The organism is Streptomyces panacea (assembly GCF_040560175.1).
Lineage (GTDB): Bacteria > Actinomycetota > Actinomycetes > Streptomycetales > Streptomycetaceae > Streptomyces > Streptomyces panacea.
In genome coordinates this window covers 18,301-42,407 of sequence record NZ_JARJHW010000051.1, presented here as the reverse complement: position 1 = coordinate 42,407, position 24,107 = coordinate 18,301, and the positions used below count along the sequence as shown (strand labels likewise).

The 24,107-nt window shown below is 72.0% G+C and carries 23 protein-coding genes and 1 pseudogene; 12 read left to right on the top strand and 12 right to left on the bottom strand.

Annotated elements, in window-relative coordinates; genetic code table 11:
• On the bottom strand, positions 1-1,527 hold a 1,527-nt coding region (locus tag P3L51_RS15135), incomplete at its 3' end, for an FAD-binding dehydrogenase (protein ID WP_354605725.1).
• Positions 1,528-1,619: 92 nt separating this feature from the next.
• Between P3L51_RS15135 and P3L51_RS15130 the strand changes: the two genes are divergently transcribed.
• The 6 genes from P3L51_RS15130 to P3L51_RS15105 all read left to right on the top strand — a co-directional run bounded on the left by P3L51_RS15130 (position 1,620) and on the right by P3L51_RS15105 (position 5,766).
• Positions 1,620-2,159, top strand: a complete 540-nt coding sequence (locus tag P3L51_RS15130) for an NUDIX domain-containing protein (protein WP_354605724.1) — start codon at positions 1,620-1,622, stop codon at positions 2,157-2,159.
• Between the two features lie 10 nt (positions 2,160-2,169).
• Complete coding sequence (locus P3L51_RS15125) at positions 2,170-2,562, top strand: YidH family protein (RefSeq protein WP_354605723.1); 393 nt, start codon at positions 2,170-2,172, stop codon at positions 2,560-2,562.
• A complete protein-coding gene (locus P3L51_RS15120; protein ID WP_354605722.1) occupies positions 2,562-2,885 on the top strand; it encodes a DUF202 domain-containing protein in 324 nt (107 codons plus the stop codon). The genes P3L51_RS15125 and P3L51_RS15120 overlap by 1 nt, the downstream gene beginning before the upstream one ends.
• A gap of 113 nt (positions 2,886-2,998) precedes the next feature.
• A complete protein-coding gene (locus P3L51_RS15115; RefSeq protein ID WP_354605721.1) occupies positions 2,999-3,295 on the top strand; it encodes a hypothetical protein in 297 nt (98 codons plus the stop codon).
• Between the two features lie 224 nt (positions 3,296-3,519).
• Positions 3,520-4,542, top strand: a complete 1,023-nt coding sequence (locus P3L51_RS15110; RefSeq protein WP_354605720.1) for a phosphotransferase family protein — start codon at positions 3,520-3,522, stop codon at positions 4,540-4,542.
• 9 nt (positions 4,543-4,551) lie between these two features.
• Positions 4,552-5,766, top strand: coding sequence for an acyl-CoA dehydrogenase family protein (locus P3L51_RS15105; RefSeq protein ID WP_354605719.1), 1,215 nt, complete (start codon positions 4,552-4,554; stop codon positions 5,764-5,766).
• A 60-nt stretch (positions 5,767-5,826) separates the two neighbouring features.
• Here P3L51_RS15105 and P3L51_RS15100 read toward each other — a convergent pair whose 3' ends face one another.
• The 3 genes and pseudogenes from P3L51_RS15100 to P3L51_RS15090 all read right to left on the bottom strand — a co-directional run bounded on the left by P3L51_RS15100 (position 5,827) and on the right by P3L51_RS15090 (position 7,781).
• Positions 5,827-6,420, bottom strand: coding sequence for a TetR/AcrR family transcriptional regulator (locus P3L51_RS15100; protein WP_329032471.1), 594 nt, complete (start codon positions 6,418-6,420; stop codon positions 5,827-5,829).
• Between the two features lie 20 nt (positions 6,421-6,440).
• Positions 6,441-6,954, bottom strand: a pseudogene (locus P3L51_RS15095) (AMP-binding enzyme); the annotation flags it as partial.
• A gap of 59 nt (positions 6,955-7,013) precedes the next feature.
• Positions 7,014-7,781, bottom strand: a complete 768-nt coding sequence (locus tag P3L51_RS15090; RefSeq protein ID WP_354605718.1) for an SDR family oxidoreductase — start codon at positions 7,779-7,781, stop codon at positions 7,014-7,016.
• Positions 7,782-7,970: 189 nt separating this feature from the next.
• Here P3L51_RS15090 and P3L51_RS15085 point away from each other — a divergent pair, with 189 nt between their 5' ends.
• A complete protein-coding gene (locus tag P3L51_RS15085; protein ID WP_354605717.1) occupies positions 7,971-9,248 on the top strand; it encodes an exo-beta-N-acetylmuramidase NamZ family protein in 1,278 nt (425 codons plus the stop codon).
• A 131-nt stretch (positions 9,249-9,379) separates the two neighbouring features.
• The gene (locus P3L51_RS15080) at positions 9,380-9,991 is read left to right on the top strand and encodes a hypothetical protein (RefSeq protein ID WP_354605716.1); all 612 of its coding nucleotides are present in this window, start codon (positions 9,380-9,382) and stop codon (positions 9,989-9,991) included.
• 149 nt (positions 9,992-10,140) lie between these two features.
• Here the strand turns inward: P3L51_RS15080 and soxR are convergent, their stop codons facing one another.
• Positions 10,141-10,611: a redox-sensitive transcriptional activator SoxR gene (gene soxR / locus P3L51_RS15075; RefSeq protein ID WP_354605715.1), complete on the bottom strand. Its 471-nt coding sequence runs from the start codon at positions 10,609-10,611 to the stop codon at positions 10,141-10,143.
• 153 nt (positions 10,612-10,764) lie between these two features.
• Between soxR and P3L51_RS15070 the strand changes: the two genes are divergently transcribed.
• Positions 10,765-11,226, top strand: coding sequence for a MaoC family dehydratase (locus P3L51_RS15070; RefSeq protein WP_354605714.1), 462 nt, complete (start codon positions 10,765-10,767; stop codon positions 11,224-11,226).
• A 73-nt stretch (positions 11,227-11,299) separates the two neighbouring features.
• Here P3L51_RS15070 and P3L51_RS15065 read toward each other — a convergent pair whose 3' ends face one another.
• Complete coding sequence (locus P3L51_RS15065) at positions 11,300-11,923, bottom strand: TetR/AcrR family transcriptional regulator (protein WP_354605713.1); 624 nt, start codon at positions 11,921-11,923, stop codon at positions 11,300-11,302.
• Between the two features lie 152 nt (positions 11,924-12,075).
• Here P3L51_RS15065 and P3L51_RS15060 point away from each other — a divergent pair, with 152 nt between their 5' ends.
• From P3L51_RS15060 to P3L51_RS15050, 3 genes are read left to right on the top strand one after another with little or no spacing between them, the layout of a single operon-like run.
• Positions 12,076-12,732: a TetR/AcrR family transcriptional regulator gene (locus P3L51_RS15060; protein ID WP_354605712.1), complete on the top strand. Its 657-nt coding sequence runs from the start codon at positions 12,076-12,078 to the stop codon at positions 12,730-12,732.
• Between the two features lie 14 nt (positions 12,733-12,746).
• On the top strand, positions 12,747-13,511 hold the full coding sequence (locus tag P3L51_RS15055; protein WP_354605711.1) for an ArsR/SmtB family transcription factor: 765 nt from the start codon (positions 12,747-12,749) through the stop codon (positions 13,509-13,511).
• Positions 13,512-13,544: 33 nt separating this feature from the next.
• Positions 13,545-14,522 (top strand): DMT family transporter, encoded by a 978-nt coding sequence (locus tag P3L51_RS15050; RefSeq protein ID WP_354605710.1) that lies wholly within the window; start codon positions 13,545-13,547, stop codon positions 14,520-14,522.
• A 12-nt stretch (positions 14,523-14,534) separates the two neighbouring features.
• Here P3L51_RS15050 and P3L51_RS15045 read toward each other — a convergent pair whose 3' ends face one another.
• From P3L51_RS15045 to P3L51_RS15020, 6 genes are all read right to left on the bottom strand, one after another.
• Positions 14,535-15,614, bottom strand: a complete 1,080-nt coding sequence (locus P3L51_RS15045; RefSeq protein ID WP_354605709.1) for a Zn-dependent alcohol dehydrogenase — start codon at positions 15,612-15,614, stop codon at positions 14,535-14,537.
• A 19-nt stretch (positions 15,615-15,633) separates the two neighbouring features.
• On the bottom strand, positions 15,634-17,046 hold the full coding sequence (locus P3L51_RS15040; protein WP_354605708.1) for an aldehyde dehydrogenase family protein: 1,413 nt from the start codon (positions 17,044-17,046) through the stop codon (positions 15,634-15,636).
• Between the two features lie 123 nt (positions 17,047-17,169).
• Complete coding sequence (locus P3L51_RS15035; protein ID WP_354605707.1) at positions 17,170-18,534, bottom strand: ABC transporter ATP-binding protein; 1,365 nt, start codon at positions 18,532-18,534, stop codon at positions 17,170-17,172.
• 191 nt (positions 18,535-18,725) lie between these two features.
• On the bottom strand, positions 18,726-20,105 hold the full coding sequence (locus P3L51_RS15030; protein WP_354605706.1) for an MFS transporter: 1,380 nt from the start codon (positions 20,103-20,105) through the stop codon (positions 18,726-18,728).
• The gene (locus P3L51_RS15025) at positions 20,105-21,532 is read right to left on the bottom strand and encodes a CitMHS family transporter (RefSeq protein ID WP_354605705.1); all 1,428 of its coding nucleotides are present in this window, start codon (positions 21,530-21,532) and stop codon (positions 20,105-20,107) included. Before P3L51_RS15025 ends, P3L51_RS15030 begins: the two co-directional genes overlap by 1 nt.
• A 137-nt stretch (positions 21,533-21,669) precedes the next feature.
• Positions 21,670-23,913, bottom strand: a complete 2,244-nt coding sequence (locus P3L51_RS15020) for a molybdopterin oxidoreductase family protein (protein ID WP_354605704.1) — start codon at positions 23,911-23,913, stop codon at positions 21,670-21,672.
• Between the last annotated feature and the right edge of the window lie 194 nt (positions 23,914-24,107).

Here is a 24,107-nt window from a genome sequence, read left to right as displayed (position 1 = left end):
CGCGTACACCCCCGCCAGCGGCGTGCCGTCCCCCGTCAGCACGCGCGACGACAGGTCGGTCTCCAGCCCGCCGAGCGACTTGCGGGTCAGGATGCGCAGCCGTACGGCGATCAGCGGGCCGGCCTTGGGGTCGAGGATCCGGTGCGGCGCCACCGTACGGATCAGCTTGTCGCCCAGATACGCGCGCGCCCCTCGCACGGCCGTCATCTGGAGGTCCTTGGTGAACGGGTTCGCGACCTCCCGGTCGCGGGCGGTGATCTCCCGGCGCAGCTCGGCCTCGTCGATCAGCGGCTTCTCGGTGAGCGCGTTCATGCCCCGGACGAGCGAGGCCAGGTCCTTCTCCACGACGAAGTCCTCGCCGTTGTCCATGAACGCCTTCACCGGTCCCGGCACGTCCAGCCGCGCCCGGTTGATCACGTCACGGACGGACCTGCCGGTCAGGTCCGGGTTCTGCTCGGAGCCCGAGAGGGCGAACTCCTTGCCGATGATGCGCTGGTTGAGGACGAACCAGGTGTAGTCGTGGCCCGAGTGCATGATGTGGTCCAGCGTCCCGAGCGTGTCGAAGCCGGGGAACAGCGGCACCGGCAGCCGCCTCCCGCGCGCGTCGAGCCAGAGCGACGAGGGCCCCGGCAGGATCCGGATGCCGTGCTTCGCCCAGATCGGGTTCCAGTTCCCGATGCCCTCCGTGTAGTGCCACATCCGGTCCTGGTTGATGTGGTGGGCGCCGGCCCGCTCGGTGATACCGAGCATCAGACCGTCGACATGGGCGGGCACGCCGGAGAGCATCTTCTCGGGCGGGGTGCCGAGGCGCTGCGGCCACTGGGCGCGTACGAGGTCGTGATTGCCGCCGATACCGCCGGACGTCACGATCACGGCCTGCGCCCTGAGTGCGAACGCGCCCGCCGTCACGCGGCTGCTGGCCGTGCCGCGTTCGGCGTCGCTCGGCTCCAGCACCTCGCCGGTCACGGTGTCGACGGCGCCGGCCGTGGCGCCGAGCCCGGTGACCCGGTGGCGGAAGCGGAACGTCACGAGCCCCTTGGCGACGCCTTCGCGCACCTTCCGCTCGAACGGCTCGACGACACCGGGGCCGGTCCCCCAGGTGATGTGGAAGCGCGGCACCGAGTTGCCGTGCCCGCGCGCGCCGTAGCCGCCGCGCTCGGCCCAGCCGACGACCGGGAAGAACCGCACGCCCCGCTCCCGCAGCCAGGACCGCTTCTCCCCGGCGGCGAAGTCGACGTACGCCTCCGCCCACTTGCGCGGCCAGTGGTCCTCCTCACGGTCGAAGCCGGCCGTGCCGAGCCAGTCCTGGAGCGCGAGGTCGCGGCTGTCCTTGACGCGCAGCCGCCGCTGCTCGGGCGAGTCCACGAGGAACAGCCCGCCGAAGGACCAGTGCGCCTGCCCGCCGATGGACCCCTCGGGCTCCTGGTCGACCAGGATGACCGACCGCCCGGCGTCGACGAGTTCGGCGGTGGCGACCAGACCGGCCAGTCCCGCGCCGATCACGATCACATCAGCGTCGTACGCCATGGGTTCCCACCTTCTCGGGGCGACTGAGGTGGTCCGATCTTCCGTACGGGCCGGTAACGAGTCAACCGGCCGTGCGTGCCAGGCTGTCCCGCATGAGCAGCTACGACGAGATCATCGACATCGTGGACGAGCACGACCACGTCGTAGGGCAGGCCCCGCGCGGCGAGGCGTACGCGAAGGGCTTGCGGCACCGTTGCGTGTTCATCCTCGCGCGCGACGCCGACGACCGGGTCTTCGTCCACCGCAGAACGGCGACCAAGACCGTCTTCCCGTCCCGCTACGACATGTTCGTGGGCGGTGTGGTCGGTGCCGGCGAGACGTACGACGAGGCGGCGCTGCGCGAGGCCGAGGAGGAGCTGGGAGTGAGGGGCCTGCCGCGCCCCGTACCGGTGTTCACGTTCCTGTACCAGCCCGAGGACGGCCCGATGTCGTGGTGGTCGCGGGTCTACGAGGTCCGCTGCGTGCTGCCGGTCGCCCCGCAGGTGGAGGAGATCGACTGGCACGCCTTCCTTACGGAGGAGGAGCTGGAGCGGTGGCTGACGGAGAGCGCCGCCGGCGGTGGGCGTCTGTGGACACCGGACGGCCTGGCGGCGTACGAGCGGCTGAAGGCGGCCCGCGCGTCGGATGCGTAGGGTGCGACGGGTGATCGACTTTGTGCGGAGCCTGCGCCTGTGGTTCGCGCCCCGGCGGATCAGTGACGAGGGCACGACCCCCGACTACCGTTTCTCGCTCGCCAACGAGCGCACGTTCCTCGCCTGGATCCGTACCTCGCTCGCCCTGGTGGGCGGCGGATTCGCGGTCGACCAGTTCCTGCCGGATCTGCGCTGGGGTGTCCGGGTGGGGCTGGCGGTGGTGCTCTTCGCCATCGGCGCGCTCAGCGCGCTGCGGGCGATCAGCCAGTGGGTGCGCAGCGAGCGGGCGATGCGCCGGGGTGAGGATCTGCCGGTGACGCCGTTCCCGACGCTGCTGGGTCTGTCGGTGGCGGCCGTCGCCGTGATCATGCTGGTCGTGGTGCTGGCGGACGGGAGTCGCTGATGGGGAGCCCGCCGCCGGTTGGCGCCACGCGGGACCCGGGCCTCCAGCCGGAGCGGACCCGGCTGGCCTGGCGGCGTACGACGCTGACGTACACGGTCGTGGCGGTGCTCGCGGGCCGGCAGGTCGTCCGGGACGACGTGACGGTCGCGGGGGTGGTCGCGGCGGCGCTGAGCGCGCTCGTATGGCTGGCGTTCCTGTGGGTGGCGCACCGGCGGATGGTGGCGCTGAACACGGCGGAGCCGCGCGCGCTGCCGGTGCGCGCGGGGGTCGCGGCGGCGGTGTGCGTGGTCTGCCTGGCGGCGTTCGGCGTGACCGTGCTCTGAGGGGGTCGGCGATTCACGGGACGCGAACCGGACCTACCGGCCATCACGGACAGGACTGGTAGCGTCCCGACCGGCCTCGCAAATCGCCACCGAAACTGACAAAGGTGCACATCATGAAGCCTCTTCACCAGGAACACCCCACGCACGAGCACGCCCACGGACCGACCTGCGGCCACACCGAGGTGCGGCACGGCGACCATGTCGACTACGCGCACGACGGTCATCTGCACCGCAAGCACGTCGAGCACTGGGACGAGTGCGAGCCCGTCGCCCATGTGGTCCACGAGGGCCACCCCCACCAGCACGGCGAGGGCTGCGGGCACCCCGCCGTCGCCCACGGCGACCACAAGGACTACGTCCACGACGGCCACCGGCACGCCGCCCACGAGGGCCACTGGGACGACCACTGATCCGGACGTACCCGGCAGACGCGCACCGAGGACGCACCCGGCCGGGTCCGGCTCCCCGGACCCGGCGCACCGATCCCGCCACACCCGACGATCCGGTCCCACCCAACGATCCCGCCACACCCCCGGGCGGTTTCCCGTCACGCACTGGACGGCATACCGACTGGTCGGCATCATGAACGGCGAAGGCTTTCCACCGCCCCCGCCCGCCCATGGAGGTACGACCGATGAGCGCCAGTCCCCCGCCAGGACTCGACCCGGAGCGGCTGCGCGGCCACCTCGACCGCGAGCGCCCCGGTCTGGTGAGCGGACCGCTGAGCGCCCGGCTGATCGAGGGCGGCCGGTCGAACCTGACGTATCTCGTCACCGACGGCGCCCACGACTGGGTCGTCCGCAGGCCCCCGCTCGGCCATGTCCTCGCCACGGCGCACGACATGAAGCGCGAGTTCCGGGTGATCAGCGCGCTGCACCCGACCGCCGTACCGGTGCCCGAGCCCCTGCTGCTGTGCGAGGACCCCGACGTGCTCGGGGCGCCCTTCTACGTGATGGAGTACGTGACGGGGACGCCGTACCGTACGGCCGAACAGCTCGTGCCCCTCGGTCCCGGGCGGACCCGCACCGCGCTCCTCGGCCTCGTCGACACCCTCGTCGAACTGCACGCGGTCGACCCCTCGGCGGTGGGCCTCGCCGACTTCGGCCGGCCCGAGGGCTTCCTCGACCGCCAACTGCGCCGCTGGGGCAAACAGTTGGACGCCTCACGCGACCGGGACCTGCCCGGCGTCGACGAGTTGCACGCGGCTCTCGGCCGCTCGCTCCCCGACTCCCCCCCGCCGACGGTCATTCACGGCGACTACCGGCTCGACAACGTCCTGATCGGCGACGACGACCGCATCACGGCCGTGCTGGACTGGGAGATGTCCACGCTCGGCGATCCGCTGACCGACCTCGGCCTGCTGGTGATGTACAGCGCGCCGCTGGAGATTCCCGGCTCCCCGATCAGTACGACCGCCGGCGCGGCCGGACACCCCTCCCCGGCCGAGCTGATCGCGCGCTACGCCGCCGGATCGGGCCGTGACACCTCGGCGATCGCCTGGTACACCGCCTTCGCCTGGTTCAAGCTCGCGGTCATCCTCGAAGGCATCCACTACCGCTACACGCTGGGCCAGACGGTCGGCGGCGGATTCGAGCGCATCGGGGATCTCGTCCCCGTCTTCATCGAGCACGGCCTCACCACTCTGCAGGAAGGCTGACCCGCACCCATGGACTTCGCATTCGACGCCCGTACCGAGGAACTCCGCACCAGGCTGCTGGAGTTCATGGACGAGCGCATCCGCCCCGCCGAGGCCGTCGCCCATGAGCAGCGGGCCCGGCTGGCCGACCCCTGGGACACCCCGGCGATCGTCGGGGAGCTGAAGGCCGAGGCCCGCGAACGGGGGCTGTGGAACCTGTTCCTCCCGGACGCGGAACACGGCGCCGGGCTGACCAACCTCCAGTACGCGCCGCTCGCCGAAATCACCGGTCACAGCCCGCAGTTGGCCCCGACGGCGCTCAACTGCGCCGCGCCCGACACCGGAAACATGGAAGTCCTGGCCCAGTTCGGCAGCGACGACCAGAAGAAGCGCTGGCTGGAGCCGCTGCTCGCGGGGGAGATCCGCTCGGCGTTCGCGATGACCGAGCCGGAGGTCGCCTCGTCCGACGCGACGAACATCCGGACCCGGATCGAGCGCGCCGGTGACGACTACGTGCTCAACGGTCGCAAGTGGTACATCTCCGGGGCGATGAACCCGGAGTGCCGGATCTTCATCGTGATGGGCAAGACCGACCCGGACGGCGCCGACACCCGCCGCCAGCAGTCGATGATCCTCGTCCCGCGCGACACCCCCGGCCTCACCGTCGAGCGCGCGATGAGCGTGTACGGCTACGAGGACCACTCCCACGGCGGCCACGCCGAGGTGTCCTTCTCGGACGTCCGTGTCCCGGCGGCGAATCTGATCGGCGAGGAGGGCGGCGGCTTCGCCATCGCCCAGGCCCGGCTGGGCCCCGGCCGGATCCACCACTGCATGCGGCTGATCGGCATGGCCGAGCGCGCCATCGAGCTGATGTGCCGGCGGGCGGTGTCCCGTACGGCCTTCGGCAAGACCATCGCCCAGCAGGGCGTGGTCCAGAACTGGATCGCCGACGCGCGGGTGACGGTCGAGCAGCTGCGGCTGCTGGTGCTCAAGACGGCCTGGCTGATGGACACGGTCGGCAACCGGGGCGCGCACACGGAGATCCAGGCCATCAAGATCGCGACCCCGCGCGCGGTGGTCGACATCATCGACAGCGCGGTGCAGCTGCACGGCGCCGGCGGGGTGAGCCAGGACTACCCGCTGGCGGAGCTGTGGGCGGCGGCGCGGACGCTGCGGCTGGCGGACGGGCCGGACGAGGTGCACCAACGGTCGCTGGCGCGGCGGGAGTTGAAGAAGTACCTGTAGCGCCGCGCGGACGGGTCCACCGGGTCGCGCCCGGTGGACCCTTCGTCCGGGCCCCTCCCCCTACGGGCGCAGCGCGCGCAGCAGCAGGTCCGCGAGGTGGTCGGCGACCTGCTGCGGGGTGAGCGGGCCGTCCGGGCGGTACCAGGTGGAGAGGTGGTGGACCGAGCCGAAGTGGTAGTCCACCACCAGGTCGGAGGGTGTGGCGGAGGTGAACACCCCGCTGCGCTGGCCCTCTTCGACCAGGGCGCGGAACCGCTCGTGGTAGCGCCGCCGCTCGGCCCGTACCTGCTTGTTCTTCTCCGGGCTCAGATGGTGCATCGAGCGGAAGAAGATCGCCGCGTCGTCCAGGTTGTCGATGGTGGTCACGACCACGTCGGCCGCCGCCGCGCGCAGCCGCCGCTCCACGGGCTCGTCGGCGTCGGCGAAGGCGTCCAGCCGCTCCTGCTGGAGGCGGAGCACCCGCGCGTACACCTCCTGGAGGAGGTCCTCCTTGGAGCCGAAGTAGTGGTAGAGCGCACCCTTGGTGACGCCCGCCGCCTCCACGATCTCCTGGACCGATGTGCTGCCGTAGCCCTGCTCGGCGAAGAGCCGGGTGGCGGCGGCCAGTAGTCGCTGGGGTACGGGCGTGCCGTTCCCGTCCGTCGTTCTGGCCACTGTCGCCGCCTGCCTCTCTCTCAGCTCCCCGCGGGGTCCGCCACCGTGGTGTCCGCCGCCGTCTCCCGGCGTGAACGCAGTTCCCGCCTCAGGATCTTCCCACTCGCGGTCTTGGGCAGCTCCGGCAGGACCTCCACCCGGCGTGGATATTTGTACGCGGCGAGTCGTTCCTCGCAGTACGCGGCCAGCTCGGCGGGGTCGGCCGCCGTCCCCGGCCGGAGGCTGACGTAGGCCTTCACGCTCTCCCCGCGGTAGGCGTCGGGGATGCCGGCCACCGCCGCCTCGCGCACCGCGGGGTGTGTGTGGAGGACGTCCTCGACCTCGCGCGGCCAGACCTTGAAGCCGGCGGCGTTGATCATGTCCTTCTCGCGGTCCACGACATGGAGCCGGCCGTCGGTGTCCATGAAGCCGATGTCGCCGGTGCGCAGTTCACCCGTCGGGGAAGGTCTCGGCGGTGGCGGCGGGCTGCCGCCGGTAGCCGGAGACGACCTGGGGGCCGCGTACGGCGATCTCGCCCTGCTCGCCGACGGAGACGGACGCCTGGGCCTCGGTGAGCTGGGCGACCCAGGGTTTGTCCGCGTAGGTGAGCGCCGTCATCGCCCGGCTCCTTCCCATTTCTGCTGGATCTGGTTCATGCTGGTCAGCCACCGGTCGGGGGCGCTCGACCGTGCCCGGTAGTAGTCCGCCACCTCGGCGTGCGGCAGCACCAGGAACCGGTCCTCGTCCATCGCGTCGAACAGCGCGTCGGCGACGTCGTCGGGCTCGATCGCCGTCGGGGCCAGTACGAGGTCGCCCGCCGATCCGGAGGCCGTCAGCATCTCCGTACGCACTCCCTGCGGGCAGATCGCGTGGACCTTGAGGCCGCGGTGGCGGTAGGTCAGCGAGAGCCATTCGGCGTAGGCGAGGGCGCCGTGCTTGGTGACGCTGTACGGCGCCGCGCCGATCATCGTGAGCAGTCCGGCGGCGGAGACGGTGGAGACGAACCGGCCCGTGCCGCGCTCCAGCCAGTCGGGCAGCAGGATCCGGGAGGCGCGTACGTGCGCCATCACGTTGACGTCCCAGGCCGACGCCCAGACGTCCTCGTCGGCGAAGGCGTCCCCGGCCGAGCCGACGCCCGCGTTGGCGCAGTAGATGTCGACGGCCCCGCCGAGCGCGTCGCGCGCCTGGTTGACCACGGCGGAGGCGTCGCCCGGTACGGCGGCGAAGGCGCCGATCTCCCCGGCGACGGCATGGGCCTTGACGGCGTCGAGGTCGTTGACGACCACGCGGGCGCCCCCGGCGACGAATCTGCGGGCGAGCGCGGCACCGATACCGCCACCGGCTCCCGTGACCACCACTCGCGCGCCCCGCACCGTACTCATCGGACCTGCCTCTCCGGTTCACCGCGGCACACACCGCTCGACCCCGGCAGACTAACCAGTCGGTATGTCGCGGCGGAAGGGCGCGGCCGGAACGGGCACGTCTTCGCCGCGTCCGGGCCCGTGAACCCCGGCGGTCGCCGCACTAGAGTCCGTGGCCATGACGGAGCGTGTGATCACGGAGGTGGCCGAATGAGCCTGTCCAGGCGGGGTTTGCTCGCGGCGAGCGGCGCGGTGGGAGCCGCGGGGGCGGCGAGCGTGGTGGGCGCGGCCGGGGCTCCGGCCGTCGCGGCGGGCCGGGACCGGGGCGGTGACGGCGGGCGGGTCCGTACCGGCTTCGACCGGCTCGCGGCCGACGGCTACCGGCTGCTCGCCGGCCGGCGGGTCGGTGTCGTCACCAACCCGACCGGCGTCACGCGGGACGTACGGCACATCGTCGACGTCATGCACCCGGACGAACGCGTCGAGCTGACGGCCGTCTTCGGCCCCGAGCACGGCTTCCGGGGCACGGCCCAGGCCGGCGGCTCCGAGGGCAGGTACGACGACCCGGCCACCGGGCTGCCGGTGTACGACACGTACCAGACCAGCGGGCAGCGGCTCGCCGACATCTTCACCGAGTCCGGCGTCGACACGGTCGTCTTCGACATCCAGGACGCGGGCGCCCGCTTCTACACCTACATCTGGACGCTGTACGACTGCATGGAGGCGGCGGCCCTCGCGGGCAAGCGCTTCGTCGTGCTCGACCGCCCCAACCCCGTCACCGGGCGGGCGGCACTCGGACCGGTCCTGCGTCCGGAGTTCGCGACGTTCGTCGGCCGCAAGCCGATCGCGCAGGCGCACGGGATGACCGTCGCCGAACTGGCACTGCTGTTCAACGGCGAGTTCCTCGCCAAGCCGGTGGAGGGGCTGGACATCGTCAGGATGTCCGGCTGGCGCCGCTCCGACTTCTTCGACGGGACCGGCCTGCCCTGGGTCCCGCCGAGCCCCAACATGCCGACGCCGGAGACCGCGTTGGTCTACTCGGGCACCTGTCTCTTCGAGGGCACCAACCTCTCCGAGGGCCGCGGGACGACCCGCCCGTTCGAACTGCTGGGCGCCGAGGGCATCGACCGGGCGTGGGCCGAGGCCGCCGACGCCGAGGGGCTGAGCGGGGTGCGCTTCCGTGAGGCGTACTTCGCGCCGACGTTCTCCAAGTTCCAGGGCAGGACGGTCGGCGGGGTCCAACTGCACGTCCACGACCGGGAGTCGTTCGACCCGGTGCGCACCGGCATCGCGCTGCTGGTGACGGCGAAGAGGACGTGGAGCGGCTTCGCCTGGCGTGAGGACAACTGGATCGACAAGCTGACCGGATCCACCTCCGTACGCACATTGATTGACGCGGGCGCGGACACGGACGAGGTGGTCGGCGCCTGGCGCGGCGAACTCGCGGCGTTCCGAACGACGCGTGAGCGGTACCTCCAGTACCGCTGAGCGGGGCCGATGGGGGCCCTCAGGGGTGAAAACCCGCCTGATGGCCGCCATCGCATTTTCGATGGAGCCGGATCGGGCACGCGTACGTCTATTGGATGACGCCGATGCAGCAACCACGGAGGTGGCAGGCGATGGCCGGATTCCGGAGCCTCGCGAGACAGGTGCGCGATCCCCGATGTGACCTGGCACTACGCCGGTACTCACTGCGTAAGTGCCTTGAGCGGTTTGCCCCTTATGGGCATCGAGCAACCTGGGACCATCTCTGTGAACGGCACGACATCGAGCCGGAGGACAGAGCCCCCGATCCGGCGCGGCTGATGGCCGCGCTCGACGAGTTGGAAGAGGCGCGGGCCGTCTGGCTGGCGTACGAGACACAGTTCGCCAAGCGCCGTAAGCGCGAGAAGCACGACGGGCTGAGAAGACCGGGCACGTTCGACGACTGGCACCGCAGGACCTGGGGCGGCAACGGGGTGGCGCGGTGCGACGACCCGGCCGTCCATCCGTCGGAGCCCCTGGCCGAGGTGTTGCGCCGGCTGATCGCCGGGCTGGAGTCGGGACCGGGCGGCGCGTGCCCGGTCTGCGCGGAGAAGGGAATCGTCTGGCGGCCTGATCTGTCGCAGGCTCCGTGGTCGGGACCGGTGTGCAAGGGCTGTGGCATTGTCGTGCCGCGGCCCGTTCTCACCTCCGAGGCCATGGAGCGGGCGAAGCGCGTACGGCAGCGGGAGTTGGCCTCGGTGGCCTGACCCGCCACCGGGCGGGACGGGCCGATGACGGCGGACGGCTCACGGATCGGTCAGGGGCGCGCCGATCCGTCAGGACGTACGGGTCAAGGACGGGACCGCGACGTACGGGACCGCGACCGCGACGTACGGGACCGCGGCGCGGGGACCGGCTACCGGGGCGCGCGCCTGCGCTCCGCCAGCAGCCGGGAGCCGGACATCCGGTCGCCGAACACGTCGCCGGGGTTGGACAGTACGCACGTCTCCAGTGAGAGACACCCGCAGCCGATGCAGTCGGTCAGGTGGTCGCGCAGCCGGCCGAGCTGCTTGATGCGCTCGTCGAGTTCCGAGCGCCACGCCTCCGACAGCCGCGCCCAGTCGTCATGGTTCGGCGTACGTCCCTCGGGAAGCTCCGCGAGGGCGTCCCTGATGGTGGCGAGCGGAATGCCGACGCGCTGAGCCGCGCGCACGAAGGCGACCCGGCGAAGCGTGTCCCGGCTGTAGCGGCGCTGATTGCCGCTGGTCCGACGGCTGCTGATCAGCCCTTTCGTCTCGTAGAAGTGCAGGGCCGACGTCGCGGCGCCGCTGCGCGCCGACAGTTGCCCGACGGTGAGTTCATGGATCTTCTCCGGAATCTGCGGCACGCCACCGACCCTACGTGGGCGTCGTGTCACGCGTTGACAGGACAGACGACCCCCACCATGCTGAGCAAGCGCTTGGACACCGCGCGGACGGTACGTGAGCTACCACGTGGGACAGCACGTGGAACGGCGCTTGAGAGGCAGGTATCGACAGACATGGCTGAGCCGAGGGTCTTCACATCCGCGGAGGAACTGCGCGCCGCTGTCGGCGAGCGGTTGGGGCACAGCGACTGGCTGGAGATCGACCAGAAGCGGATCGATCTCTTCGCCGAGGCCACCGGCGACCACCAGTGGATCCATGTGGACCCGGAGCAGGCGGCGAAGGGGCCGTTCGGCACCACCATCGCGCACGGCTATCTGACGCTGTCGCTCCTGCCGGTGCTCGTCCCGCAGATCCTGGCCGTCCGGAACGTGACGATGGGCGTCAACTACGGTGCCAACAAGGTGCGTTTCCCCTCCCCCGTGCCCTCGGGCTCACGGGTGCGCGCGACGGCCGTGCTGAAGGAGGTCGCCGAGACGGGCGGCGGCGTGCAGGTCACCGCCGTCGTCACGGTGGAGCGCGAAGGTGCCGAAAAGCCGGTGTGCGTCGCGGAGTCGGTCTCCCGCTACTACTTCTGACCGGGGTGCGGTGGCCGGAAATACTCACCGGTGTCCATCCGCCGGACAGTACGTCCCCGCTCGCCGGACGGGCCTATCCGGCGACCACCATGCGCAGCACGAGGTCGGCGTAGAGCGCGCCGACCTCGTCGGGCGTCCGGCGGCCCTGCGTGTTGAACCAGCGCGCCACGTCGATGCAGAGCGACATCACGGCCACGGTGGTGCCCGGCACGTCCGGGACGTCGAACTCCCCGTCCCGTACGCCGTCCTGGAGGATCCGGCGCACCGCCGCGTCGCTGCGCCTGCGCAGTTCGACGATCTCGGCGCGGTGTTCGTCGGCGAGGGCGTCGAGTTCGTACTGGACCACGCGCGCCGTGGTGTGGCGTGCCGCGTGCCAGCCGACGAACGAGCGGACCGCGTCGGTGAGCCGCTCGGCCGCCGTGCCGTCGCGGTCGGCGGCGGCGTCGAGGATCTTCAGGGCCTTGTCGTGGCCGATCCGGCTGATCCGGTGGAGCAGTTCTTCCTTGGTCTTGTAGTGGATGTAGAGCGCCGCCGGGCTCATACCGGCGCGGCTCGCGATGTCGCGGGTGGTGGTGGCGTGGTACCCGCGTTCGGCGAACGCCTCCACGGCGGCGACGAGCAGCCTTCTGGCCGCCTCGGGGGTGACCTCACCCCACGGCACGTCCTCGCCGTCGGCCGTCCGTTCCGCCGCACGCATCGCTCTCGCCCCTTCCGGTCACTTCCGGTCAACAGAACGCACACCCTACCCCGAAGCTGAGCAAGCGCTTAGGTCTCCGGTGGAACTCCCGTCCCACCGTGGCAGCACCGTGCGGCGACCCGGCGCCGGGCCACAGCCATACGATGTGCGCCATGGCCCGACCCCGCAAGCCGCTGCTCAGCAGAGACCGCATCGTCGCGACCGCGGGCGCGCTCGTGGACGCCGAGGGGCTCGGCGCCGTCTCCACCCGCCGGCTGGCGGCGGAGCTGGGGGTCAGCGGACCGTCGCTGTACAACCACTTCCGCAACAAGGACGAGATCCTGGACGCCGTCGCGGACTCCGTCAGCGCGCAGGTCGACCTGTCGATGTTCGACGAGGACGACGGACGGGACTGGCGCACCGCGCTGCACGACTACGCCGTCTCCTACCGTGCCGCGCTCACCGCGCACCCGCACATCGTGCCCGTGCTCGCCCAGGGCCCGGGCCGCCGCCCGGCGGGCCTGCGGGTGGCCGACACGGTCTTCGGCGCGATGGTACGGGCGGGGTGGCCGCCGACCCAGGCCACCCATATCGGCGCGTTGATGCGGTACTTCATCACGGGCTCCGCCCTCGGCTCGTTCGCGCGGGGTTTCGTGGACGACGAGACGGCGTACGACCCCGCCGACTATCCGCACCTCGGCCAGGCCCATCTGCTCGCCGAGCGGCAGCAGCGGGTGGACGAGGGGGCCTTCGAGACGGGGCTCAGGGCGCTGATCGACGGGCTGGCCACGCAGTACCAGACAGTTCGGGCCACACCGAAGAGTTCTTGAGGCACCCTGGAGGCATGCCGCAGACCTCCGCCCCGGGCGCGACCGACGCCAGCGCCGACCCCTTCGCACTCCCCGCCCCGTCGGCGTCCCCCGGCGCGCTCCTCGCGGGCTTCGCCGCGCTGCTCGCCGACGAGACCCGCGCCGTCTTCTGCCTGTCGCTGCTCGACGGGCGCGCCTGGACGGCGGGTGAGCTGGCACGCGAGGCCGGGGTCGCCGCGTCCACCGCCAGCGAGCACATCGGGAAGCTGATCGCCGCCCGGGTGGTCACCGAGGAGCGGCAGGGCCGCCACCGGTACGTGCGGCTGGCCGACGCCACCACCGCCGAACTGGTCGAGTCGCTGGCCGCCCATGTCATGCCGGGCCGCGACAGTCCGCACATCGTGCTCGCGTCGCGGGCGAGCGGCGCCATGGCACGCGGCCGTACCTGCTACGACCATTTCGCCGGCCGGCTCGGGGTGGCGCTCACCGACTCCATGGCACGGCGTGGACTGCTGCTCACCGACGCGGGCTTCGCCCTCACCGAGCGGGGCACGCAGTGGTTCCGCGAGCGGGGAATCGCGCTGGACGGCGGCGGCCGGCGCCCGGTGGTCAGCTCCTGTCTGGACTGGACCGAGCGCCGGCGCCATCTGGCGGGGGTGGCGGGGGCCGGGCTGTGCCGGCTCGCCCTGGAGGCGAAGTGGTGCGTGCGTATCGGTACGGAGCGGGCGGTACGGGTGACGCCGACCGGGGAGCGCGCGTTGGCCGAGCTCCTCGGGATCGAGCCTTCGACACTTCGGTGACAGCCGAACTGTTAAGGGCTTAACATCGCTCTCATGGCGAACCCTTCCGGTCCGCGCGCCCAGGGGCGCCCGGCCGCACCGACGACCGCTCCAGGCACGTCCACCCCGGCGACCGGCCGCGCGCAGCCGCTGGCCCTGGCCGCCGCGGGGGTCACCGTCGTCCTCTGGGCGTCGGCCTTCGTCTCCATCCGCAGCGCGGGCGAGGCGTACGCGCCGGGCGCGCTGGCGCTCGGGCGGCTGCTGACCGGATCGCTGGTGCTGGTCGCGATCCTGCTGATACGCCGCGAGGGGCTGCCGCCTCGGGCCGCGTGGCCCGGCATCGTGGTGTCGGGACTGCTCTGGTTCGGCGGCTACTCGGTGGTCCTCAACTGGGGCGAGCAGCTGGTCGACGCGGGCACGGCGTCCCTCGTCGTGAACATCGCGCCGCTGCTGATGGCGCTGCTCGCCTTCCGCCTGCTGGGCGAGCGACTGGCGCCCCGGCTGCTCACCGGCATGGCGGTGTCCTTCGCCGGCGCCGTGGTGGTCGGCCTGTCGATGGCCGGCGGCGGCACCACCTCGGTACTCGGCGTGGTGCTCTGCCTGGTGGCGGCGGTGGCGTACGCGGGCGGCGTCGTCGCGCAGAAGCCCACGCTGGCGTACGCGACGCCGTTGCAGGTCACGACGTACGGCGCGCTCATCGGGGCGGTCGGCTGCCTGCCCTTCGGCGGGCAGCTCGTCCAGGACGCCGCGCACGCGCCGCTGTCCGCGACGCTCAACATGGTCTATCTGGGCGTCTTCCCGACCGCGCTGGCGTTCACGACCTGGGCGTACGCCCTGGCCCGTACGACCGCGTCGCGGATGGGAGCCACGACCTACGCGGTACCGGCGATCGTCGTCCTGATGGCCTGGCTGCTGCTGGACGAGATCCCCGGCCCGCTCACGCTCGCCGGTGGCGTGCTCTGCCTGGCGGGCGTGGCGGTCGCGCGCTCCCGGCCGCGCCGGCCGAAGGGCCGGCTGCCCGAGGCGCCTTGAGCTCCGGCACGCTCAGAAGACGATCAACGCCCGGCCGCCGCGTCCGGCGACCATGTTGTCGAACGCGGCCGGGATCCCGTCCAGCGTGATCCGTTCCGTCACCAGCGAGCCGAGGTCGAAGCGGCCGGCCCGGACATGTTCGGCGATGACCGGCAGATCGCGGACCGGGTCGCAGTTGCCGTACACACACCCCGACAGCGTGCGGCCCCAGTGGAACAACTCCAGCGCGTTGAACGTGACCTGCTGGTCCTTGCCGCCGATACCGACGACCGTGGTCCGGCCGCCCCGGCGGGTGGATTCCCAGGCGGTGCGGATGGTGACGGCGCGGCCCGCGCACTCGACGGCGACGTCCGCGCCCTGCCCACCGGTGAGCTTCCGGACGTCCTTGGCCGTGGTGGCGGAGGCGACGAGATAGTCCGTGGCTCCGGCCGCCCGCGCCAACTCCTCCTTCTCCGGGGAGACATCGACGGCCACGACGGTCGACGCCCCGGCGATGCGCGCGGACTGGAGCACCGCCAGACCGACCCCGCCCACGCCGAAGACCACGACGGTCTCGCCCGCGCGCACCCGGGCGGAGTGGTGGACGGCGCCGTATCCGGTGAGGACGGCGCAGCCGAGCAGCGCCGCGTCGGTGAGCGGGATGCCGTCGGGGGCCGGCAGGACGCAGTTGGCGGCGACGACCGTCTCCTCGGCGAACGCGGCGACGTTCAGGCCGGGATGGAGCGTCGTTCCGCCGGCCGTACGGGCGTGGATCCCGCTCGCGCCGGTCAACGCCGAGGCGCAGAGCCAGACTTCGCCGAGCCGGCAGTGGTGGCACTCTCCGCAGGACGGCGCCCAGTTGAGTACGGCGCCGTCGCCCGGCGCGACGTGGGTGACGCCCTCGCCGACGGACAGGACCGTGCCCGCGCCCTCGTGGCCGAGGACGGCGGGGACCGGCAGGCGCATGGTGCCATTGGTGAGGGACAGGTCGGAGTGGCAGACCCCGGCGGCGGCCAGGCGGATCCTCACCCGGCCGGGGCCGGGATCGGGCAGTTCGATGTCGGTGATCTCCAACGGAGCTCCGACGGCGGGCAGGACGGCGGCGCGGACCACGATCGGTTTCTCTCCCGGCTCAGAACTGGAGGGACTTGGTCTGAAGGTACTCGGCGAGGCCGTGCGGGCCGAGTTCCCGGCCGACGCCCGACTGCTTGTAACCCCCGAACGGGGCGAGGGGGTTGAACCGGCCGCCGTTGATGTCGACCTGGCCGGTGTCCATCCGCCGCGCGAAGGCCACCGCCTCGCTCTCGTCGCCCGCCCAGACGGCGCCGGCGAGGCCGTAGACGGTGCCGTTGGCGATCCGCAGGGCGTCGTCCTCGTCCTCGTACCGGAGGATGGACAGGACGGGGCCGAAGATCTCCTCCTGGGCGATGCTCATCTCCGGGGTGACGTCGGCGAAGACCGTCGGGGCGATGAAGTAGCCGGTGTCGTGCGGCGGTTGGGCCCCGCCGGCGACCAGCCGGGCGCCCTCGGCGATGCCCTGCTCTATGTAGCCGCGCACCCGGGCCTGCTGCGTCGCGTTGACGACGGGGCCCAGACGGCACAGTTCGTCGTGCGGGTCGCCCGCGCGGTACGAGGCGACGGCGGCCCGGGCGGCCTCCACGACCTCGTCGTACCGGTCGGTGTGGACCAGCATCCGGGTCCACGCGCTGCACGTCTGGCCGGAGTTGGTCATCACGTTGGCGACACCGGCCTTGACGGCCCTGGCGTGATCGGCGCTCGGCAGGATGACGTTGGCGGACTTGCCGCCCAGCTCCAGCGCGACGCGCTTGACGGCCGCCCCGGCCGTGGCGCCGATCCGCCGGCCCACGGCGGTGGAGCCGGTGAAGGAGACCAGGTCGACGTCCTCGTGCGCGGCGAGCGCCTGCCCGGCCACGGCGCCGATCCCGGTGACCACGTTGACGACACCCGCGGGCAGTCCCGCCTCGTGGACGGCCTCGGCGAAGAGTTGCGCGGTCAGCGGGGTGTCCTCGGCGGGCTTGACAACGATCGTGCAGCCGGCGGCGAGCGCGGGGGCGACCTTGGCGACGATCTGGTGCAGCGGGTAGTTCCAGGGGGTGATCGCGGCGACGACGCCCACCGGCTCCATCAGCACCGTCGAGTTGCCGATCCGCTCCTCGAAGGCGTAGGAGGCGGCGAGTTCGGCGTACGACCCGGCGACGATCACCGGCAGCGACGCGTGCACCGCCTTCGACAGCCGCAGCGGCGAGCCGAGTTCGGCGGTGACGGTCTCGGCGATCTCGTCCTTGCGGGCGGCCAGCGCGTCGCGCAGGGCCGTGAGACGGGCCGCGCGTTCGGCGGGCGGGGTGGCCGCCCAGCCGGGGAAGGCGGCCCGCGCGGCCCGTACGGCGGCGTCGACGTCCTCGGCGGTGCCCGCCGGGACCTCCGCGATGACCTGCTCGGTCGCCGGGTTGACGACGGCGATGGTGTCGGGGCCCGCGGCGGGCCGCCACTCGCCGCCGATGTACATGCTGTCGTGTGCCTTCATCGCTTGTTCCTCCCGGGGGACTGCCGCGTGCGGCCGCGGTTCGGCGTCGCCACACCTCAAACTAGCGGTGTTAGTTTTCCGGCGCCAGGGACCCCGGGAGTCCCGAATGTCACATCCCCTGTGTCACCTGTCGAGGCCGGGCATGTCCATGGGCGCGGGACAGATCCGCCGCCCGTAGTCGTCGAAGACGTAGAGGTGCGCCAGGTCGACCAGGAGCGGCACCTGCGCCCCCGTACGCAGCCGCGTGTCGGGCCCGGTCCGTACGACGAGATCGCTCGCCGTGATCGCGGGGCGGTCCGCGGTGTACGTGGCGGCGGGCTCCGGCTCGGGGTCGTCCAGCACCACGACGGGACCCGAGACATGGGCGGGGATCCGGCCGGGGACATGCGCGGCGGCCCGCTCCCGCAGCCGCTCCAGGACGCCCGGTCCGGCGCGGCGGCGGCGCGGGGCCGTCCTCGGGCGGGCCGACTCCAGGTCGGGCACCACGGCGGGCCGCGAACCGGTGTTGAGATGGACCAGCGCCTCGTGGCCCTGGTACTCCATGTGCTCGACGATGCCGCTCAGCGGCACCTCGCCGGGGCGTGCCTGGCTCGGCGGGGCGATGCGCGCCGCCTCGGAGCGCAGTCCGACGATGATCTGCCGGCCCTGCTGGATCCGCAGCAACTGGTGGTCGGGGCTGAGCGGTTCGGGCAGCGGCAGGCGCTGGCGGCCGAGGTCGATCGACATCCGGCCTTCGAGGGGCGCGTAGACGACGGCCTGGAGCAGATTGATGCGCGGGGTGCCGATGAAGGCGGCGACGAAGACGTTCCGCGGCAGCCCGTACACCTCGCGTGGCGAACTGACCTGCTGGAGCACGCCGCCGCGCATCACGGCGACGCGGTCGCCGAGTGACATCGCCTCCGCCTGATCGTGGGTCACATAGACGGTCGTGACGCCCAACTCGGCCGTCAGCTGGGCTATTTCGGCCCGCAGATGGTTGCGGAGCTTGGCGTCCAGGTTCGACAGCGGCTCGTCCATGAGGAACGCCGAGGGGCGCCGCGAGATGGCGCGGCCCATCGCGACACGCTGCCGCTCGCCGCCGGAGAGCTGGCTGGGGTAGCGGTCCAGGACGTTCTCGATGCCGAGCATCCGGGCGGTGGCCTCGATGCGTTCGGAGCTGTCCTGCCGGGGCTTCTCCAGGCGCAGGGGGAAACCGATGTTGTCGCGGTTGGTCATGCTCGGGTAGAGCGCGAAGTTCTGGAAGACCATCGCCATGCCGCGCTCGCGGGGCGGCATCAGGTTGGAGCGCACGCTGTCGAGCAGCAACTCCCCCTCGGTGACGTCCTCCAGACCGGCGATCATGCGCAGCACGGTGGACTTGCCGCAGCCCGAGGGACCGAGCAGCACGACGAATTCACCGGGGTCGATGTCCAGGGACAGCCGGTCGACGGCGCGTGTGGTCCGTCCGTACACCTTGCTGACACTGTGCAGAGAGATGGCGCGAGTCATGAGGATTCCGCCCGGAAGGTGAGGTTGAGCACCTGCGGAGCCTGAAGTTAGCCGACTGAGCGGGGTCAGGGAATGACTTGCGGCGTCAGAGGTGGCACCTGGGGCGATACACGGCGGAGGCGTACGGCAGATGCGGGGGGCGGGGTCCGGACAGGAGTCGTAGGACCTGTCGTTCGGGGGCCGATTCGGGCTCAGCGGTGGTCGCGGCGCTCCTGGGCGGATACGGGCGGTTCCTCAGCGACCCTCGCCACAGCGGGAGCCGGGGTCACGGAAGCCGGTGGGGCCGGTGCCGGATCGCGCGGAGTGCTCCGGGCACCGAGGCCCGCCGCGCCCAGCAGCAGCACCCCGAGCATCATGAACGGCGCGCCCGTGCCCGCGACTCCGGCGACGAGCCCGGCGGACGCGGGAGCGGCGACCTGTCCGAGGCGGTTGCCGGTGAGCCTGAGCGCGAGGGCGGTGGAGCGGGCTTCCTCGGGCGCCGCCCGGACGACGGTCGTCATCGACAGCGGCTGGCCGACGCCGAGGCAGAAACCGAGCGCGACGAGCATCAGGGCCAGCCCCCACACCGGCACGGGCAGCGCGATCCCCGCGCACAGCAGCCCGCCGAGCAGACAGGAGACGGTGAGCAGGACCGTACGCCCCACCCGCTGGATCATCGGCGTCATCACCAGGCGGCAGGCGATGGCGGCGGCGGCCCGCAGGCTCAGCAGCACACCGATCGTCGTCGGGGAGATGCCGCGGTCCTCGCCGATGACCGGCAGGTAGGCGATGAGGATGTCCGTCGTCGAGAGCACGGCGAGGCTGACGACGATGCCGCTGGGGACGCCACGGGTGCGCAGGATGCGCCACACGGACACCTTGCCGGGCCTGGCCGGCCCGACTCTCGCGCTCCGCGCGGCCTTCCCGCTCCGCTTGGCCTTCCCGCTCGGCCCGCCCTTCCCGTCCGGCCCGGCCTTCCCGTCCGGCCCGGCCTTCCCGTCCGGCCCGGCGACCGGCGCGGTCGGCGCCTCGATCCGCCGCAGGCAGGTGAGGGAGACGGCCGCGACCCCGGCCGAGACGACCAGGGCCAGCGCGCTTGTACGCCCCATGGCCCCGTCGTGGCCGGAGACCAGCAGTCCGGCGGCGACCGGTCCGACGAGCTGGCCGAGCGACGCGCCGATGGTGAAGTGCCCGAAGTTACGGTCCTGTTCGGCCGGTGGGCTGCGGCGGGCGACGATGGACTGCGCGCCGATGACGAAGCAGAGATGGCCGAGGCCCATCACTCCGCTCCAGGCGGCGAGCGCGGCCAGGGACCCGGCCGTACCGCTGAGGCCGCAGCCCACGCCGATGAGCACGGCGCCGACGGCGAGGAGCGGAACGCAGCGCCCCCGGTCGGTCCTGCGCCCCAGCGGTACGGCGGCGAACAGCGGCAGCAGCGCGTACACACCGGCGATGACGCCGACCGCCCGCTCGTCGGCGCCGAGCGCGAGGGCCCGGTAGGAGACGGCGGGCCGTGCCATCGACACGGCGGCCTGGGAGAAGGCGAAGGCGATGACGAGGCGGAGCAGCCAGCGTCGGTCCCCCGCCGGCATCAGATGGTGCCGAAGAGGATCGCGGCGGCGAGGACGACGAGCGAGGTGAGCACGGCCCACTTGACGGTGAACCTGGTGTGGTCGCCGAATTCGACCTTGGCCATGCCGACGAGGACGTACACGGCGGGGACGAGCGGGCTCGACATGTGCAGCGGCTGGCCGACGATCGAGGCGCGGGCCACCTCCAGCGGGGAGACGCCGTGCGCGGCGCCGGCCTCGGCGAGGACGGGCAGGACACCGAAGTAGAAGCCGTCGTTCGACATGAAGTACGTGAGGGGCAGGCTCAGCACGCCGGCGACGATTCCCATGTGGGGGCCCATGCCCTCGGGAACGGCGCCCACCAGCCAGTCAGCCATGTGCTCGACCATACCGGTGCCGGTCAGGACGCCGGTGAAGACGGCTGCCGCGAAGACCATGCCGGCGACGTTCAGCACGTTGTCGGCGTGGGCGGCGATCCGGGCCCGCTGGTCGGTCATGGAGGGGAAGTTGACGGTGAGGGCGAGTGCGGCGCCGAGCAGGAAGAGGACCGGGATGGGCATGATCTGCAGGATCATCGCGGTGAGCAGGACGAGGGTGAGTCCGGCGTTGAACCAGTAGAGACGGGGGCGCAGGGTCGAGCGGTTGGGGTCCAGGCCCTGGAAGTCGTCGTCGTCCGCGGCCTCTTGGGCGTCGGGGCCCTTGTCACCCGAGGTACCGGCTCCGTCGGCGCCGCCGCCGGTGCGGGTCCGCCCGGCTTCCTTGCCGCCGCTGCCGCCTCCGGCCTCGACCAGCACCGTCTCGGTCGCCGGCTCCAGCACCTCGTCCAGCGTGAGCATGCCCAGACGCTTGCGCTCGCGCAGCCCCAGGACGTAGGCCAGTACGAAGACGGCGAGCAGTCCGACGGCGAGCGCGGGGATCATCGGGACGAAGATGTCGGTGGCGTCCACCTTCAGCGCGGTGGCCGCCCGCGCGGTGGGCCCGCCCCAGGGAAGGGTGTTCATGACGCCGTTGGCCGTGGCGGCGACACCGGTCAGTATGACCAGGCTCATCTTCAGCCGCTTGTAGAGCGGATACATCGCCGAGACGGTGATCATGAAGGTGGTCGAGCCGTCGCCGTCCAGCGAGACGATCGCCGCCAGCAGGGCCGTACCGACCACGATGCGCATCGGGTCGGCCTGGCAGAAGCGCAGGATGCCCCGCACGATCGGGTCGAAGAGACCGACGTCGATCATCACGCCGAAGTAGACGATGGCGAACATCAGCATCGCAGCGGTCGGCGCCAGTTCGCCGACTCCCTCGATGACGTAGTCCCCCAGGTTCGCGCCCTGGCCGACCAGGACGCAGAACAGCGCGGGGATCAGCACGAGCGCCGCGATCGGGGACATCTTCTTCGTCATGATCAGCACCAGGAATGTGGCGATCATGACGAATCCGAGGATTGTCAGCATGTGGGGTACCTCACGTTCACCGTTGAACTCCCACCCGGATCGGCGGTGCGGATGACGTTAGGTGCCGTTCGCTCGCGTTAACAAGATGTTGACACGCGAGCAATACGCGCAAAACCCCAGGTCACGAAGGGGGCTGATCAGGCGGGGGCCAGCTCGACCGGAAAACCGTTGAGGACGGACGTCCCCGACAGCGGGTCGCGCCGGCTTCCGTCGAGCAGTTGGTTGACGTTGACGCCCGGCCGCGCGTGGGCCACCGCCATCCGCGTGCCGGGACGGTCGTGCCCCCAGCCGTGCGGCACGCTCACGACCCCCGCCCGGACGGTGTCGGTGATCTCCACGGGGATCGTGATCTCGCCCGCCTCCGTGGTGATACGCGCCGCGCCGCCGTCCGCGAGGCCGAGCCGCGCGGCGTCGGTGGGATGGACCTGGACCGTGCAGCGGTTCGAACCGCCGTTGAGCGTCGGCACGTTGTGCATCCAGCTGTTGTTGGAGCGCAGATGGCGGCGCCCGACGAGCACCAGGGACGCGGGGACGTCGGTGAGCGCCGCGCGCAGCCGGGGCAGGTCGGCGGCGATCGGCGCGGGGAGCAGTTCGACGCGCCCGCTGCGGGTCTTGAGCAGTCCGGGGATCCGGGGCGTCAGCGGTCCGAGGTCGATACCGTGCGGCCGGTCGGCGAGCCTGGCGAGGGTGAGGCCCGCCGGGTCGGCGCCGAAGCCGTCGCCGTACGGGCCCAGGCGCAGCATCAGGTCGAGCCGCCGCTCGGGGCCGCCGGCCCCGGTGAGCGCGGCGGCCAGCTCTTTCACGTCGCGTCCGTGCACGGGCGACAGCGGGTCGGCGACCGCCTGGCCGAGCGTGCGGTCGATCACCTGGTCGTCCACGGCCGACGGATCCGCCCCGTGCGTCCCGCCCACCGCCAGCACCAGCACCAGCCGCGCCAGGATCTCGCACTCGTCCATCAGCCCCGCCGCCAGGGGGACGGCGGGCGGGCTGTAACGGACCTGGTTGCGTACGGCGAAGCCGTTGAAGGCGAAGTCGAAGTGGGCGCTTTGGGAGGGCGGCGGCGGGGGCAGTACGACGTCCGCGTGCCGCGACGTCTCGTTGAGGTACGGGTCGACGCTGACCATGAAGTCCAGGGCGTCCAGCGCCCGGTCGAGCCGGCTGCCGTCGGGCGCGGAGAGCACCGGGTTGGCCGCGAGGGCGATCACCGCGCGGATCCGCCCGTCGCCGGGCGTCTCGATCTCCTCGGCGAGGACAGCGATGGGCAGTTCGCCCTTGGCCTCCGGGTGGCCGCCGACCCTGCTGGCCCAGCGGCCGAGGGTGAATCCCTTGCCGGGGGCCGCGGGACGGGGCGCGCGGTCGGTGGCGGAGAGCGGGAAGAGGGCGCCGCCCGGCCGGTCGAGATTCCCGGTGAGGGCGTTCAGGACGTCGATGAGCCAGCTGGCGAGCGTGCCGTACTCGACGGTGCAGCTTCCGATGCGTCCGTAGACGGCGGCGGTGGGCGCCGCGGCGAGTTCGCGCGCGAGGGTACGGATCTCCTCGGCGTCCAGGTCGCAGGCCGCCGCGACGGCGTCGGGCGTGAACTCCTTTACCGCCGATGAAAGTTCGTCGACTCCTTCGAGGTGGCCGGTGAGGGCGCCGGGGTCGGTGAGGCGCTCCTCGAACAGGACATGGACGAGGGCGGCGAGCAGCAGGGCGTCGGTGCCCGGCCGGATGGCGAGGTGCCGGTCGGCGAGGCGCGCGGTGCGGGTACGGCGCGGGTCGACGACCGTGAGGGTGCCGCCGCGCCGGCGCAGGGCTTTGAGCTTGCCGGGGAAGTCGGGCGCGGTGCAGAGACTGCCGTTGGAGTCCAGCGGGTTGGCGCCCAGGAGCAGCAGATGGTCGGTGCGGTCCAGGTCGGGCACGGGGATCGCGAGGGCGTCGCCGAAGAGCAGACCTGACGAGACGTGTTTGGGCATCTGGTCGAGGGTGGAGGCGGTGAAGAGGTTGCGGGTGCGGAGGATGCCCAGCAGGACGGGCGGGTAGAGGGCGCCGGCCATGGTGTGGACGTTGGGGTTGCCGAGGACGACGCCGACGGACCGCGGTCCGTGCTCCTCGATCAGCGGGCGCAGCCGGGCGGCGATCAGATCGAACGCCTCGTCCCAACTCCCCTCCCTCAGCTCGCCGTTCACCCGGATCAGGGGAGTGCGCAGCCGGTCGGGGTCGGCGTCCAGCTCTCCGAAGGAGGCTCCCTTGGGGCAGATGAAGCCCTTGCTGAACACATCGTCGCGGTCGCCGCGCGCGCCGGTGACCGTGGTTCCCTCGATGGTGAGGGTCAGTCCGCAGGTGGCCTCGCAGAGGGGGCAGACGCGCAGGGCGGTGCGGGCGGGGCCGGTGGGCGGCATGGGTCCTCCAGGGACTGCGGCGGCGATGACGCACGGGCTCACGCCGAGCATACCGACCGGTACGGATGAGGGAAGGGGCCGGCCGATTCCGTACGCCGGGCGGCCGTACGTCCGGAGGCCGTACGCCGGAGGTCTCACGTCCGGGGGCCGCATGCCGGAGTTCCCGCGTCCGGAGGCCGTACGCCATACGCCGT

What these genes read in the sequence shown, in the direction of transcription:
- P3L51_RS15130 (WP_354605724.1), top strand. Translation starts at nt 1,620, where the DNA reads ATGAGCAGCTACGACGAGATCATCGACATCGTGGACGAGCACGACCAC.
- P3L51_RS15120 (WP_354605722.1), top strand. Translation starts at nt 2,562, where the DNA reads ATGGGGAGCCCGCCGCCGGTTGGCGCCACGCGGGACCCGGGCCTCCAG.
- P3L51_RS15115 (WP_354605721.1), top strand. Translation starts at nt 2,999, where the DNA reads ATGAAGCCTCTTCACCAGGAACACCCCACGCACGAGCACGCCCACGGA.
- P3L51_RS15110 (WP_354605720.1), top strand. Translation starts at nt 3,520, where the DNA reads ATGAGCGCCAGTCCCCCGCCAGGACTCGACCCGGAGCGGCTGCGCGGC.
- P3L51_RS15105 (WP_354605719.1), top strand. Translation starts at nt 4,552, where the DNA reads ATGGACTTCGCATTCGACGCCCGTACCGAGGAACTCCGCACCAGGCTG.
- P3L51_RS15090 (WP_354605718.1), bottom strand. Translation starts at nt 7,781, where the DNA reads ATGAGTACGGTGCGGGGCGCGCGAGTGGTGGTCACGGGAGCCGGTGGC.
- P3L51_RS15085 (WP_354605717.1), top strand. Translation starts at nt 7,971, where the DNA reads ATGAGCCTGTCCAGGCGGGGTTTGCTCGCGGCGAGCGGCGCGGTGGGA.
- P3L51_RS15080 (WP_354605716.1), top strand. Translation starts at nt 9,380, where the DNA reads ATGGCCGGATTCCGGAGCCTCGCGAGACAGGTGCGCGATCCCCGATGT.
- P3L51_RS15070 (WP_354605714.1), top strand. Translation starts at nt 10,765, where the DNA reads ATGGCTGAGCCGAGGGTCTTCACATCCGCGGAGGAACTGCGCGCCGCT.
- P3L51_RS15065 (WP_354605713.1), bottom strand. Translation starts at nt 11,923, where the DNA reads ATGCGTGCGGCGGAACGGACGGCCGACGGCGAGGACGTGCCGTGGGGT.
- P3L51_RS15060 (WP_354605712.1), top strand. Translation starts at nt 12,076, where the DNA reads ATGGCCCGACCCCGCAAGCCGCTGCTCAGCAGAGACCGCATCGTCGCG.
- P3L51_RS15055 (WP_354605711.1), top strand. Translation starts at nt 12,747, where the DNA reads ATGCCGCAGACCTCCGCCCCGGGCGCGACCGACGCCAGCGCCGACCCC.
- P3L51_RS15050 (WP_354605710.1), top strand. Translation starts at nt 13,545, where the DNA reads ATGGCGAACCCTTCCGGTCCGCGCGCCCAGGGGCGCCCGGCCGCACCG.
- P3L51_RS15040 (WP_354605708.1), bottom strand. Translation starts at nt 17,046, where the DNA reads ATGAAGGCACACGACAGCATGTACATCGGCGGCGAGTGGCGGCCCGCC.
- P3L51_RS15035 (WP_354605707.1), bottom strand. Translation starts at nt 18,534, where the DNA reads ATGACTCGCGCCATCTCTCTGCACAGTGTCAGCAAGGTGTACGGACGG.
- P3L51_RS15030 (WP_354605706.1), bottom strand. Translation starts at nt 20,105, where the DNA reads ATGCCGGCGGGGGACCGACGCTGGCTGCTCCGCCTCGTCATCGCCTTC.
- P3L51_RS15025 (WP_354605705.1), bottom strand. Translation starts at nt 21,532, where the DNA reads ATGCTGACAATCCTCGGATTCGTCATGATCGCCACATTCCTGGTGCTG.
- P3L51_RS15020 (WP_354605704.1), bottom strand. Translation starts at nt 23,913, where the DNA reads ATGCCGCCCACCGGCCCCGCCCGCACCGCCCTGCGCGTCTGCCCCCTC.